This is a genomic window from Streptomyces sp. CNH287, assembly GCF_000424825.1.
In genome coordinates this window covers 368,443-381,955 of record NZ_AUKQ01000003.1, presented here as the reverse complement: position 1 = coordinate 381,955, position 13,513 = coordinate 368,443, and the positions used below count along the sequence as shown (strand labels likewise).

Below are 13,513 nucleotides of genomic sequence, written 5' to 3'. Positions count from 1 at the left end.
CAAGGAGCGGAGGGGACATTGGGCCCACCGACGAACCTCGGGCGCCTGGCGCGCGGGACGGCTGGACCTGCGCCGCCCGCTCGCCGCGCAGGTGGCGGCGGGTGAAGGGACTCAGCCCCGCCGCTCCGGAGCCGAAACCGCCAACTCCGCGCCGTTTCCAAAATGTGATGTACATCACTTTACATGATCACAGTCCATGATGTGAACTGCCAACCCGAACCCCGGGGGCCAGCTTGCCCATCGAGGCTACAGGGAGCTTGGCGGATGCCGTTGCGGGGCTGCTTCGGCCTGTCGGGTGAGGAATTTTCTTTCGTGTTTCGCCTCTGCCTCAATCCTTCCAAAGGTGGCCCATGTCCCTCGAATCCATAACGAACGACATCGACGAAGCGGTCAACGATTTCTTCGATCCCGTTGCCACTTGGCTGAGTGATGTCGTTTTCTACGCAGTTCCGGTCGGCGACACCGAGCTTCCCCTCATCGTTGCCTGGCTCGTGGTCGGCGGACTCGTCTTCACCACCTGGTTCGGCCTCCTTCAGTTCCGCAAGATGAAACTCGCCGTGGACGTCGTACGGGGCAAGTACGACGAGGACGGTTCACCTGGTGAGGTCAACCACTTCCAGGCGCTGACGGCGGCGGTCTCCGGCACCGTGGGGCTCGGGAACATCGCCGGTGTCGCGGTGGCCGTCAGCATCGGCGGCGCCGGGGCCACGTTCTGGATGATCCTCTGCGGTCTCCTCGGCATGGCCACCAAGTTCGTGGAGGTCACCCTCGGTGTGAAGTACCGGGAGGAGCACGCGGACGGCACTGTCTCCGGCGGGCCCATGCACTACCTCCCCAAGGGCCTCGCCGAACGCTTCGGCAAAAACGGCAAGATCCTCGGGTCCATCCTGGCGACGCTCGCCTCGATCATGATCCTCTTCTTCGGCCTCTTCGGCGGCAACCTGCTCCAGGTCAACCAGAGTTACGCGCAGCTCGCCTCCACCACCGGCGGGGAAGACGGCATTCTCGGCTCGTCGGGCGGCGCGCTCTTCTTCGGCTTCGTCATCGCGGCGCTGGTCGGCATCGTGCTGATCGGCGGCATCAAGTCCATCGCGTCGGTCACCAGCCGCCTGGTCCCGGCCATGGCCATCCTGTACATCCTCGCCTGTCTGACGGTCATCCTGGTGAACGTCGGCGAGGTGCCGGACGCCGTCGTGAGCATCGTCGAGGGCGCGTTCAACCCCGAGGGCGTCACGGGCGGCATCATCGGTGCCCTGATCGTCGGCTTCCAGCGCGCCGCGTTCTCGAACGAGGCCGGTCTCGGCTCCGCTCCGATCGCGCACTCCGCGGTGAAGACCAAGCACCCCGCCAGCGAGGGTCTGGTGGCGCTGCTCGAGCCCTTCATCGACACGGTCGTCATCTGCACCATGACCGCGCTGACCATCGTCATCGCCAACCCCGCCAGCTGGGGTGAAGCCCGCGAGGGCGAGGAGATCGGCGGCGTCACGATCACCTCCGACGCGTTCGAGACCGTACTGCCGTGGTTCCCCGACCTGCTGACGGTCGCCGTTCTGCTCTTCGCCTTCTCCACGGTGCTGACTTGGGGCTACTACGGCCTCAAGGCGTGGTCGTACCTCTTCGGCAAGAGCAAGACCAGCGAGCTGACCTTCAAGGTGATCTACAGCGTGTTCGCCATCGCGGGTTCGCTGCTGTCGCTGGACACGCTGATCAGCATGGCCGACTCGGTCCTGTTCATGCTGGCCGTGTTCAACATCATCGGTCTGTATCTGCTCGCTCCCGTCGTCAAGCGTGAGCTGAACTCCTTCCTGGCCCACGTCAGTGGCGCCCGGTCGGGCAAGAGCGCCAAGGAGAAGCCGGAAAGCACCCCGGTCGACAGCTGAGGCCGACAGCTGAGCCGCAGGCTCCGGGCCCGCACACTCCGTGGAGGAGGTGCGGGCCCGTTCGCGTCTGCACAGGCTTCTGGCGTCGTGCCCGTAGGCCAGGCGAAGGTGACTCGTCGCGGGTCCCCGTGTGATACTTCCGTGCTGACAGCTCACGCAGCCCTGACCGATCGCCCAGGATGATTCCGCCGCGGCGGGGTCCATGACACCGGCTCGTGAATTTTCTGAAGGAGAGGACCGGCCTCGATGGCGACCGGGAACGGTTCGGAGCGCGCGGAGGCGGCCGAAGAGGCGGTGGCGAAGGCCGAGCCCGCCGCGGAGCGTGGCACGGGGGCCGGAGCCACCGTGCAGATCGTCGACCACGCCCTGATGGTCCTCAAGGCGATCGCCGAAGCCGACCGGCCGCGCGGTGTGCGCGAGCTGAGCCGCGACCTGATGATCAGCAAGAGTTCCACCCAGCGCATCCTGGTCTCGCTGGAGCGGGTGGGGCTGGCGGTCGCGGACGAGGGCACCCGCAGGTACGCCATCGGCCCGGCCGCGCTCACCCTGGCGTGGAAGCACGCGGCCAACAGCGACCTGGTGAGCGCCGCGGCCGACACCACGTCGCGTATCGCCGCCGTGACCGGTGAGACCGTCTGCGTCTCCACCATCGTCGACGGCCGCCGGGTGACGGTGTACGAGGCCGAGAGCGCCCAGCCGCTGCGCCTGATCACCGGCGTCGGCCGGCCGTATTCGCTGTTCGCCGGTGCCACCGGCCGGGTGCTGCTCTCGCAGCTGCCGGAGGAGCAACTCCAGCAGTTCATCGAGGAGTACGCGGCGGCGGAGCCCGCCACCACTGCGGACGCGCGGGAGATCGGGGAACGCGTCGCCGAAGCGCGGGCCGCGGGCTACGCGTTGAGCCGGGAGGAGTGGATCGCCGGAGGGTGCGGGGTCGCCGTCCCGATCGGCACGCAAGGCACCGTCACCGCCGCGCTGAGCATCTACGGCCCGGAGGCGCGGCTCACGGACCACCGCATGACCGAGCTGGTGCCCACGCTCCGGTCGGCCGCCGCACAGATCGCCATCAGGTGGCGGCAGCCCGCGTAGTACCGCCCGCACTCCGCACCCCTCACCCGTGCGCCACACGACCTACGGCGCCTCCCGCAGGGCGACGGCGAGCGGCCCCGCGCCCGTCACCCGGACCCGGCCGCCGCGCACACCCGCCCGCAGGCTCTCCTCACCGTCGATGACGGCGAGGCACGTGGCGGCGTCGAGGAACAGTTCCGCGTCCGGATCATCGGCCGGGCCGTCCCGAAAGCCGTCCTCGCGGCCGTCCTCTCCCCCGCCGAAGCGGAGGTGGAAGACGCCCTCGTCCATCCGGACGTTCACCACGCCCTCGTGGCCGCGCAGCCGCGGCTGGAGCCGCCCGAGCAGGGGCAGGGCCGACCAGTGGGCGCGGATGGCGTCGGTGGGCCTGCGCTCGGCCAGTTCGGCCGCGCCCCAGCGGGCGAGGGCCGTGAGCACCGGCAGCAGTTCGCGTCCGCGCGGGGTGAGTTCGTAGACCACGGCGGCGCCGGGTGGGGGGAGCTTGCGGCGGCCGACCAGGCCGTCCCGCTCCATGTCCTTCAGGCGGGCGGCGAGCACGTCGGTGCTGACACCGGGCAGATCGGCGTGCAGGTCGGTGTAGCGGCGCGGCCCGGCCAGCAGTTCACGCACGATCAGCAGGGCCCACCGGCCCCCGACGGCATCGAGTGCTCGGGCGACGGCGCAGTACTGGTCGTAGTTTCGGCGTGGCATGGGGGCAGTCTAGACAATGAGTTGGACTTTCCAAGTGTCTACTTGGTAAAACCAAGCAAGCGCCTCCGCAGGAGTGGCGCCGGACATAGCGGGAGGCGATCGCATGGAGTTCCAGCAGTCCAGCAAGCTCAGGGACGTCTGCTACGAGATCCGCGGCCCGGTGATCGAGCACGCCAACGCCCTGGAGGAGGCGGGGCACAGCGTGCTCCGCCTCAACACCGGCAACCCTGCGCTGTTCGGCTTCGAGGCGCCCGAGGAACTCCTCCAGGACATGATCCGCAGCCTTCCGCACGCACACGGCTACACCGATGCGCGCGGCATCCTGCCCGCCCGGCGTGCCGTCGCCCAGCACTACCAGCAACTGGGCGTGCCGGAGGTGGGCGTGGATGACGTCTTCCTGGGCAACGGCGCCTCGGAGCTGATCTCCATGGCCGTCCAGGCACTGGTCGACGACGGCGACGAGATCCTCATCCCGGCCCCGGACTTCCCGCTGTGGACGGCCGTGACCACGCTGGCCGGCGGCAAGCCGGTGCATTACCTGTGCGACGAGCAGTCCGACTGGCTGCCGGACCTCGACGACATGGCGTCGAAGATCACCGACCGCACCCGGGCCGTGGTCATCATCAACCCCAACAACCCCACCGGGGCCGTCTATCCGCGCGAGACACTGGAGGCCATCCTCGACCTCGCCCGCCGCCACGGCCTCATGGTCCTGGCCGACGAGATCTACGACAAGATCCTCTACGACGGCGCCGTCCACCACAACGTCGCCACCCTCGCCCCGGACCTGGTCTGCCTGACCTTCAACGGCCTCTCCAAGGCGTACCGCGTGGCCGGATACCGCTCCGGCTGGCTCGTCGTCTCCGGCCCCCGGCACCACGCGAAGGACTATCTGGAGGGGCTCACGATGCTCGCCTCGATGCGCCTGTGCCCGAACGCGCCGGCGCAGTACGCCATCCAGGCCGCGCTGGGCGGTCGCCAGAGCATCCAGGACCTCGTCCTGCCCGGTGGCCGCCTCCACGAGCAGCGCGACCGCGCCTGGCAGAAGCTCAACGAGATCCCCGGCGTCTCCTGCGTCAAACCCAAGGGCGCCCTCTACGCCTTCCCCCGCCTCGACCTGTCCGTGCACCGGATCCACGACGACGAGCGGTTCGTCCTGGACCTGCTGCTGCGGGAGAAGATCCAGGTCGTCCAGGGCACCGGATTCAACTGGCCGCGCCCGGACCACTTCCGCATCCTCACCTTGCCGCACGCCGACGACCTGGAGTCCGCCATCAGCCGCATCGGCCGCTTCCTCGCGGGCTACCGCCAGTCCTGAGCCGGAGCACGCCGCCCGGCGCACTCCCCCTCCTGCCTCCCGCGCCACCGCCATCCGGCCCCGGCCGGCACCCTCCCGCACGGCCCGACCAGCCCGTCAGTACGGCTGGCCGGGCCGTTCTGCGTCGGCCGCCCCCGCGATCACCGTGCGCACCCGGCCCCGCGACACCCGAACCTGGTCCATTGACCTGTCCGGAAGTCGTCGGTACGGTGTCCCAAACGATCTGGTCCACTGTCCCAGATTGAACGCACGGTGAATCCGTGCAGGCCGAGGCCGCCTCCTGACCGCACCGACGGTCACGCGGGCGACACCTGCGACCAAGAGCCCTCGACATCCCGCGCGGGCCTGGCGTTCACTGGCATCCGAATAATTCACCAGATAGCACGATGTTGAGGAGAAGTGGCTTATGTTGCTCGGCTGGCGCGCACGAATCGGGCAGATCCGCCCCGCGACCGCGATCGAGGGTGCGGAGGAGTGGCGCTCGGTGGCCCCCACCGGAGTTGCCTTCGCCGACGCGCGGACCATCGTCCCCCGGGTCGACGAGGAGGGGCTCAAGGAGATGATGAGCCAGGTCCTCGAGGCGTCCCGGCAGCTGGCCACCGCGAAGGTGGACCTGATCGTGCAGTGCGGCGCACCAGGCACCTTCATCCCGGGTCCGGGCACCGACGAGAAGGTCACGGACGAGATCACGGACGAGACCGGCATCCCGGCGATCACCATGATGCAGGCGACGGTCGACGCCCTGCGGGCTGTGGGGGCCACCTCGGTCGCGGTCGGCAGCATCTACACCGACGAGGTCAACGAGGCGCTGCGCGCGTACCTGACCGCGGTGGGCTTCGAGGTCCCGGTCATGGAGGGCCTCCAGATGACCGACCCGTACGAGGCGAGCGTGCACGACGCCGACACCGCCTATCGGCTCGGGCGCCGGCTGCACAAGGCCGCGCCCGACGCGGACGCGCTGCTGATCTCCTGCGGCACCTTCCGGACGTTCGAGGTCCTGCCCTACCTGGAGATGGACACCGGGCTGCCGGTGGTGACCAGCAACCAGGCGTCCCTGTGGCGGGCGCTGCGCCACCTCGGGCTGCGTGACGAACTTGCGGCACTCGGGCGACTGGGCCGGCTCAGCTGACCTCCGCAGGCCTGCGGCCCACGAGCCCCTCCCCCGGACACCACACCGCCCCCACCGGGCCGAAAGAGAGAAACAACGTGCTGGTAGACGCACTGCAATTCGTCAAGCCCTCCCGCGAGCGATTCATGGAGTGGAACGCCGCCGGAATATCCGGCGTGCACGCCACCGTGGCGATCTGGGAGGACTCCACCGAGACCATGCGCGAGGTCGGCCGCTGGCAGCGACTGCTCGCGGAGCACACCGACCTGCTGCGGGAGGGCCGCTCGGCGGACGACATACGCGCCGCGGACCGCGAGGGCCGTACCGCCGTCATCCTCGGCTTCCAGAACAGCAGCCCGTTCGAGGACGACCTCGACCTCGTGGGCGCCTTCCACCAGGCCGGGGTGCGCATCGCGCAGCTCACCTACAACACGCAGAACTCGGCCGGGGCCGGCTGCTGGGAGGGCGACGACGCGGGGCTCTCCCGTACATACGGGATCAACCTCGTCCGCGAGATGAACCGGGTCGGAATGCTCATCGACGTCTCGCACTGCAACGAGCGCACCTCGCTGGAGGCCCTGGAGACCTCGGAGCGTCCCGTCGCGATCACACACGCCAATCCCCGCGCGTTCGTGGGGGAGGACGTCGAGCTTGCTTTCCGTAACAAGTCGGACACGGTGCTGAAGAAAGCGGCGGAGTCGGGTGGCGTCGTCGGCCTGAGCATGTATCCGCGCATTGCGCCGAACGGGGTCGCGTGCAGTATCGACGAATTCTGTGACATGGTCGCGTACACGGTCGAACTGATCGGTGTCGACCACGTCGGATTCGGCTCCGACTTCTACGCCGGGCAAGGCGACGAGGAACTGCACTGGTGGCGCCAGGGGCGCTGGAGCCGTAAGCCCATGGTGCCGATTTCCGGCCCCGTCGAGTTCCCGGAGTGGTTCGCGGCGGGCAGCGGATACGCGCGCGTGCTGGAGCAGTTGGGCAAGCGCGGATTCAGCGACAGCGAGGTGGAGCGGATGGCCGGCGGCAATTGGCTCCGCATGTTCGACACCGGCTTTGCGGCCGAGCCGCAGAACTGACGACTGCCGCTACGGCTGGAGAGGGGTGGTGGGACGTGCACCGGTATGACGCGGTGGTCGTCGGCGGCGGGCACAACGGATTGGTCACGGCCGCCTATCTGGGCCGGGCGGGGCTGCGGGTCGCCGTGGTCGAATCACGGACGCGCATGGGCGGCCCCTGCGGCGGCTACGAGTTCCTGCCGGGCCGCAGCCTCTCCTTCACCAATTCGCCGGGATCGCTCAATCCGGCCGTGGTCGCGGAACTGGGGCTCGCGGAGTACGGCCTCCGCTTCGTCCGCGCCGATCCGACCGTCGTCCAGCAGTTCGACGGGCGGTGCTTCCTCGGCTGGCGCGATCCCGCCCGGGTGGACCGGCAGCTCGACGCCTTCGCGCCGGGCGAGGCCCGCCGCTACCGCGAGCTGATCCGCGCCCTGGAACGGCTGGGCGCGAGCCTGGGCGTCTCGCTGGACGCGCCCCCGCCCGCGCGGGGCGAGCTGCTGGAGCGGCTGGCCGATCCGCGGGAGCGGCAGCTGTTCACGGCCGTCTTCGACGGCAGCCTGACCGATCTGCTCCATGAGCATCTCGCGTCGGAGCAGGCCAGGGCGTTGCTGGGCATGCTGGCGCTCAACGCCCAGCTCGTCCCTCCCTCGGCTCCGGGGACCGCGATCGGGCTGATGATGCGGCCCTTCGCCCTGGCCGCGCAGGCCCTGACCGGCCGGCCGCTGGGGGACGCGGCCGAGCGCGTCGCCCTGCGGGGCTCCACCGGCCTCCCGGTCGGGTCGATGAGCGCCATCGTCGACGCGCTGGAGGGCTGCTGCCGCCGCTACGGGGTCGAGCTGGTCACCGGCTCGCCGGTGGAGCGGATTCTGTACGGGGACGAGGGCGTCCGCGGCGTCGTCACGGCGGCCGGAAAGGAATTCACGGCCGAGCACGTCGTCTCGGCGGTCAATCCGGCCCACCTCTTCCGCGACCTTCTGGACGACGCGGCGATGGGCCCGGAGATCCGCGGCGCGGTCGCGGGGACAGAAATGCGCGGCTCGGCATTCAAACTGGTGCTGGAAGTCGATTCCATACCGCCCTACGCGGGACTTCCCGAAGATGTCGATCCCGACCGCGTGCGCGCCTGCCAGTTCCGCTTCGGTTCCTCGCTCGGCCATATCGAGGACTCCGTCACGGGCGCGCTGGAGGGTCGCACTTCGGAGAAGCCGCTGATGTGGGGGCTCATTCCCACTCTCACCTCACCCGGCCTCACTCACGGGGACACCCACCTCATCAGTGTCAACGCCTGGCACGCTCCCTACCGTCCGCACGACGGCAGTTGGGACGCGGCGCGGACCGAGGAATTCGGACGCCGCTGCGTCGAGGAGCTTTCCACGCTCATGCCGGGCCTGGCGGACCGCATCGTCGACCGGCGCTTCATGAACCCGGTGGACATCGAAAGCGAACTGGGCCTGATCGAAAGCAACATCACCCACGGGGACATGCTGCCGGACAACCTCTTCGGTGCCCGGCCGCACCCCGCCCTCGCGGGATATCGCACCCCGCTCGCGGGCTTCTATCTCACGGGAGCCGGCACCTGGCCGGGTGGATACGTCACCGGGACACCCGGCAGAAACGCGGCCACCGCGGTTCTCCGCGATCTCACCGACAAACAAAGGCGACAAGCATGAGGCTTTCGCACCGCAGTGGGCCGAGGCGCCCACGAGGAAAACACCTGCGCGGCACGCTCGGCTGCGTGGTCGCGGCCGGTCTCCTGCTCACCGGTTGCAGCACGAACGCCGGACCGGGCGGCGACCCCGACACCCTGGTGATCGGAGCCGAGGGCGAGATACCGGCCCTGGACCCGCACCGGCTCTCGGGCACGGTCGGGCTGCGGCTCGTCGACGCCCTCTACGATCCGCTCATCCGCGAGGACCTGAGCCGGGAGACGGACCAGGCACCCGCGCTCCGTCCGGCGCTGGCGAAGTCCTGGAAGTCCTCACCGGACGCCCGTACGTACACCCTCACCCTCCGGCGCGGGGTCACCTTCGCCGACGGGACGGCCTTCGACGCCGCGGCCGTCAAGCTCAACTTCGACCGGATCATGGACGAGAAGTCGCCCGTCCACGACCCGACCGCCGCCGGGAACATGAAGTTCCTGACCCAGTGGATCAAGCGGGTGAAGGTCGAGGACAAGCACACGGTGACCCTGGCGCTCGCCCAGCCGTACGCCGGTCTGCCGCGGCTGCTGACCGACCGGCGCATGTCGATCGTCAGCCCCGAGGTGCTGCGGGAGTACCGGCCCGACGACATCGGGATGCACCCGGTGGGCACCGGCCCGTTCCGGCAGCGCGACGCCGACGACAGCAAGCGCGTCACCCTCCAGCGCAACTCCGGCTACTGGGGCGGCACGCCCAGGACCCGCTCCATCATCGTCGAGTCCGTCACCGACCCGACCACCCTGGCCATCGCCGCCCACACCGGTGAGGTGGACGCGATCCTCAGCGCCGGGGCCCAGCAGGTGCACCAGCTCACCGACGAGAACACCATGGCCGTGCAGTACCCCGAGCCGGCCAACCAGTACTTCCTGCGCCTGAACACCAAGACCGCCCCGACCGACGACGCCACCTTCCGGCAGGCCCTCAACCACGCCGTCGACCGCAAGGCGATCGCCACCCTCACCAACGGCCAGGTGGCGCCGAGCACCGGGCCCCTGCCGCGCGGCAACGAGGCGTACCAGGACGCGGAGCCCGGCGCGAAGGCTGAGGGGAAGCCCGGCGCGAAACCCGGCGCGGAGCCCAGCGCGAAGGCCTCGTACGGCTACGACCCCGACCGCGCCCGGCAGCTCATCCGCGAGAGCGGCGTCGCCACACCCGTCCGCCTGAAGCTGCTCGCTCCCAACAGCGGCCCCGGCTTCTCCCAGGCGACCGCGATCATGTCGCTCGTACAGGGGGACCTCAAGGCGGTCGGGATCGACCTGGACGTCCAGTACATGGAGTTCGCCTCCCTGGTCGCCGAGGAGGGCAACGGCTACAAGGACGGCGTCCACGGCTCGTTCAACGGCTGGACCACCGGCGCCGACTCCGCCGACTTCCTGGAACGGATGTTCAGCGGCAAGGGCCATCCACCCGACGGGGTCAACCGCGGCTGGTACCGCGACACCGAGGTGGACGCCCTCTTCGACCGCGCGCGCGGCGAGACGGACGAAGGCCGCCGGATGTCCCTCTACCGGGAGGCCGCCGCCCGTATCACCGAGGACGCGCCCTGGCTCTTCCTCTACCAGGACCGGCTGCCGCGCCTGCTGAGCCACGACGTGAAGGGCGTCGCCTCCGCGACGTCGGTCTACATCGACTACACCACCATCCGCCGCCGGTGAGGAGACACCTGCCATGAAGGCCACTGTGGCACCCGGCCCCCGCGCCGCGCGGGCCGCGCCCCCCGGGCGGCGCGGACGTCTGCGAACGCTCCTGGGAGGCGGCAACGCCACCGCGCTCATCGGCGGCACGATCGTCGCCGCCACCGTGTTCGTCGCCCTGTTCGCGCCGCTCCTGGCCCCCTACGACCCGCTGGAGACGAACGCCTCGTCCATCGGCCTCTCGCCGTTCACCGACGGGCATCTGCTGGGCACCGACGAGGTCGGGCGCGACATCCTCAGCCGGCTCATGCACGGAACCCGGCTGGCCCTGCTGGTCGCGGTGCTGCCGACGCTGCTCGCCCTGGTCGTGGGCGGCTGCCTCGGCCTGCTGTCCGGCTACGTCGGCGGCTGGCTCGACAGCACGCTCATGCGGATCTTCGACGTGATGTTCTCGTTCCCCGGCATCCTGCTCGCCCTGGGCATCGGCGTCGCGCTCGGCCCCGGACTCACCTCCATGATCATCGCCATGGTGGTGGTGACCGTCCCCGAGTTCGGGCGGATCGTCCGCGGCAACGTGATCTCCCTGCGGCAGGAGCAGTACGTCGAGGCGGCCGGCGCCCTGGGCTACAGCCACCTGCGCATCGCCTTCCGGCACATCACCCCCAACCTGCTCGGCGGCGTGGTCGTCTTCGCCACCCTCCAGACCGGGCGCAACGTCATCCTCAGCTCCAGCCTCGCCTTCCTCGGGCTGGGCGCACAGCCGCCCACCCCGGACTGGGGCCAGATGCTCAGCGGCGGCCGTGCGCTGCTGGTGACCGCGGAACACGTCGCCACCATCCCCGGTCTGGCGATCGTCGTCCTGGCCGTCGGCTTCAACCTGCTGGGTGACGGCATCCGCGACCGCCTCGACCCGCGCTCCCAGCAGTCCCGTACCGCGCGCGGCGGCAAGCGGACGCTACGGGCCCGGTGGAGCCGGTCATGAACAGTCCTGGAGATTCGGCATGCTGACCTTCACCCTGCGCCGCGCCCTGCAGATGCTCCCCGTCGTCCTCGGGGTGACCATCGCCACCTTCGGCCTCGGCCAGATCATCCCCGGCGACCAGGCGAGCGCCCTGCTGGGCCCCAGCGCCTCAGAGGAGGACCGCCAGGCCCTCCGGGAGGACCTGGGTCTGGACGAACCGGCGGTCTCGCGCTACTTCACCTATCTCGGCAACCTCTTCAGCGGCGACCTCGGCCGTTCGCTCTCCTTCGGCCGGCCCGTCTCCGAGGTGCTCTCGGACCGGCTGCTCAACACGCTGCTGCTGTCCGGCACGGCGATCGTGGTGGCGGCCGTGCTGGGTATCGCGATCGGCACCTGGGCCGCGCAGAAGCCGGGTTCGGCGCGTGACCGCGGGCTCACCGTCGGGGTGCTCTTCCTCAACTCCGTGCCGTCGTTCTGGTTCGGCCTGGTGCTGATCGTCGTCTTCTCGCTCCAGATGCCGCTGCTCCCCGCGACCGGCATGACCGCGATCGGGGGCGGTGGCGGGGCGTTCGACGTCGCCGCGCACATGGTGCTGCCCGTCATCACCCTCGCCGCCTGGTCGCTCGCGGTCATCGCCCGGATGACCCGCTCCGCGGTCCTGGAGGTGATCGGCAACGACTACGTACGGACGGCGCGCTCGCGCGGTGTCGGCGAGTTCCGGGTGATCGTGCGGCACGTGCTGCCGAACGCGATGCCGTCCGTGATCACCGTCGTCGGCCTCCAGGCCGGGTTCCTGCTCAGCGGGGCGGTGCTCACCGAGACGGTGTTCTCCTGGCCAGGCATCGGACTCGCCCTCCACCAGGCCATCTCGACCCGGGACATCCCTCTCGTGCAGGGCGGGATTCTGGTGATCGCCGTCGCGTTCGTGCTGATCAACTTCCTGGTCGACATCTTGCAGGCGTACTTCAACCCGAAGATCAAACTGGCGTAGAGCCGCGTCAGGGCTCTGGAAGGAGGGAATCACCGTGACCATTCTGGAAGTGGAACAGCTCAGGGTCGCCTACGGCGGCCAGGACGAGGGCCGAGACGCCCCCTTGGAGACCGTCCGCGACGTGTCGTTCCGGGTGGCGGCAGGTGAGTCGCTCGGCGTCGTCGGCGAGTCCGGCTGCGGCAAGAGCCAGACCATGCTGGCCGTGCTCCGGATGCTCGCCCGCAGCGGAGTGGACATCTCGGGCCGCGTGGACTTCGACGGCCAGGACCTCACCACCCTCAGCCCCCGCCGGATGCGCGAGGTACGAGGCTCCGGCATCGGACTCGTCTCGCAGGACGCCCTCTCCGCGCTCAACCCCGCCATGAGGATCGGCACGCAGATGGCCGAGCCGCTCATCCGCTACGACGGGTTCAGCCGCCGCGCGGCAGCCGCCCGCTGCGCCGAACTCCTCGACCTCGTCGGCCTGCCCGGCGCGCGGGAGCGGCTGCGCAGCTATCCGCACGAACTCTCCGGCGGCATGCGGCAGCGCGTCCTGATCGCCATGGCCATCAGCCGCGACCCCAAGGTCCTCATCGCCGACGAGCCGACCACCGCGCTCGACGTCACCATCCAGTCGCAGGTCCTCCAGCTCATCGACCGGCTCCGCCGGGAGCTGCGGATGGCACTCATCCTCATCACGCACGACCTGGGGGTCGTCGCGGGGATCACGGACCGGATCGCGGTGATGTACGCGGGCCGGATCGTGGAGACGGCGCCGACCACCGCGCTCTTCGACACCCCCGCCCACCCCTACACCCGGGCGCTGATGGAGTCGATTCCCCGCATGGACCGCACGCGCGTGGACCGGCTGCCCGCGATCCCCGGCTTCCCGCCCGACCCCGCGGCCCCGCCGCCCGGCTGCGCCTTCCAGCCGCGGTGTTCCGTGGCGCGTCCGGAGTGCGAGGAGTCCGTCCCCGAGCTGCGGCCCCCCTTCGGCGCGGCGGGACAGGACACCGAGCCCGGCGGCGCGCATCTGGTGCGCTGTCCCTACACCGAGGCAGCCGTGGCAGCCGCGGCGCCGGGCGCGGGCGGTGAGCGCGCGTGA

11 protein-coding genes are annotated in these 13,513 nt (G+C 70.0%); 10 read left to right on the top strand and 1 reads right to left on the bottom strand.

Annotation, left to right across the window (positions count from 1 at the left end; translation table 11 throughout):
* Window positions 1-350: 350 nt before the first annotated feature.
* Both H299_RS0101625 and H299_RS0101620 read left to right on the top strand, forming a co-directional pair.
* Entirely contained in the window at window positions 351-1,880 is a 1,530-nt protein-coding gene (locus H299_RS0101625; RefSeq protein WP_027746984.1) for an alanine/glycine:cation symporter family protein, read from the top strand.
* Window positions 1,881-2,126: 246 nt separating this feature from the next.
* Window positions 2,127-2,966, top strand: coding sequence for an IclR family transcriptional regulator (locus tag H299_RS0101620; RefSeq protein WP_027746983.1), 840 nt, complete (start codon window positions 2,127-2,129; stop codon window positions 2,964-2,966).
* Window positions 2,967-3,008: 42 nt separating this feature from the next.
* Here the strand turns inward: H299_RS0101620 and H299_RS0101615 are convergent, their stop codons facing one another.
* Complete coding sequence (locus H299_RS0101615; RefSeq protein WP_027746982.1) at window positions 3,009-3,656, bottom strand: winged helix-turn-helix transcriptional regulator; 648 nt, start codon at window positions 3,654-3,656, stop codon at window positions 3,009-3,011.
* A gap of 103 nt (window positions 3,657-3,759) precedes the next feature.
* Between H299_RS0101615 and H299_RS0101610 the strand changes: the two genes are divergently transcribed.
* The 8 genes from H299_RS0101610 to H299_RS0101575 all read left to right on the top strand — a co-directional run bounded on the left by H299_RS0101610 (window position 3,760) and on the right by H299_RS0101575 (window position 13,513).
* Complete coding sequence (locus H299_RS0101610; protein ID WP_027746981.1) at window positions 3,760-4,974, top strand: pyridoxal phosphate-dependent aminotransferase; 1,215 nt, start codon at window positions 3,760-3,762, stop codon at window positions 4,972-4,974.
* A 406-nt stretch (window positions 4,975-5,380) separates the two neighbouring features.
* The gene (locus H299_RS0101605; RefSeq protein ID WP_027746980.1) at window positions 5,381-6,103 is read left to right on the top strand and encodes an aspartate racemase/maleate isomerase family protein; all 723 of its coding nucleotides are present in this window, start codon (window positions 5,381-5,383) and stop codon (window positions 6,101-6,103) included.
* 77 nt (window positions 6,104-6,180) lie between these two features.
* The gene (locus H299_RS0101600) at window positions 6,181-7,164 is read left to right on the top strand and encodes a membrane dipeptidase (RefSeq protein ID WP_027746979.1); all 984 of its coding nucleotides are present in this window, start codon (window positions 6,181-6,183) and stop codon (window positions 7,162-7,164) included.
* Between the two features lie 35 nt (window positions 7,165-7,199).
* Window positions 7,200-8,813 carry a phytoene desaturase family protein gene (locus H299_RS0101595; RefSeq protein WP_027746978.1) on the top strand — a complete coding sequence of 538 codons (1,614 nt, stop codon included), beginning with the start codon at window positions 7,200-7,202 and terminating at the stop codon, window positions 8,811-8,813.
* Window positions 8,810-10,498, top strand: coding sequence for an ABC transporter substrate-binding protein (locus tag H299_RS0101590; protein ID WP_027746977.1), 1,689 nt, complete (start codon window positions 8,810-8,812; stop codon window positions 10,496-10,498). Before H299_RS0101595 ends, H299_RS0101590 begins: the two co-directional genes overlap by 4 nt.
* Window positions 10,499-10,511: 13 nt before the next feature.
* A complete protein-coding gene (locus H299_RS0101585; RefSeq protein ID WP_027746976.1) occupies window positions 10,512-11,459 on the top strand; it encodes an ABC transporter permease in 948 nt (315 codons plus the stop codon).
* A 19-nt stretch (window positions 11,460-11,478) separates the two neighbouring features.
* The gene (locus tag H299_RS0101580; RefSeq protein ID WP_027746975.1) at window positions 11,479-12,429 is read left to right on the top strand and encodes an ABC transporter permease; all 951 of its coding nucleotides are present in this window, start codon (window positions 11,479-11,481) and stop codon (window positions 12,427-12,429) included.
* 34 nt (window positions 12,430-12,463) lie between these two features.
* Complete coding sequence (locus H299_RS0101575; protein WP_027746974.1) at window positions 12,464-13,513, top strand: ABC transporter ATP-binding protein; 1,050 nt, start codon at window positions 12,464-12,466, stop codon at window positions 13,511-13,513.

Bases quoted from the DNA above. Each gene is read 5' to 3' on its own strand.
- H299_RS0101605 (WP_027746980.1), top strand. From the start codon at position 5,381: ATGTTGCTCGGCTGGCGCGCACGAATCGGGCAGATCCGCCCCGCGACC.
- H299_RS0101590 (WP_027746977.1), top strand. From the start codon at position 8,810: ATGAGGCTTTCGCACCGCAGTGGGCCGAGGCGCCCACGAGGAAAACAC.
- H299_RS0101580 (WP_027746975.1), top strand. From the start codon at position 11,479: ATGCTGACCTTCACCCTGCGCCGCGCCCTGCAGATGCTCCCCGTCGTC.
- H299_RS0101610 (WP_027746981.1), top strand. From the start codon at position 3,760: ATGGAGTTCCAGCAGTCCAGCAAGCTCAGGGACGTCTGCTACGAGATC.
- H299_RS0101625 (WP_027746984.1), top strand. From the start codon at position 351: ATGTCCCTCGAATCCATAACGAACGACATCGACGAAGCGGTCAACGAT.
- H299_RS0101585 (WP_027746976.1), top strand. From the start codon at position 10,512: ATGAAGGCCACTGTGGCACCCGGCCCCCGCGCCGCGCGGGCCGCGCCC.
- H299_RS0101615 (WP_027746982.1), bottom strand. From the start codon at position 3,656: ATGCCACGCCGAAACTACGACCAGTACTGCGCCGTCGCCCGAGCACTC.
- H299_RS0101620 (WP_027746983.1), top strand. From the start codon at position 2,127: ATGGCGACCGGGAACGGTTCGGAGCGCGCGGAGGCGGCCGAAGAGGCG.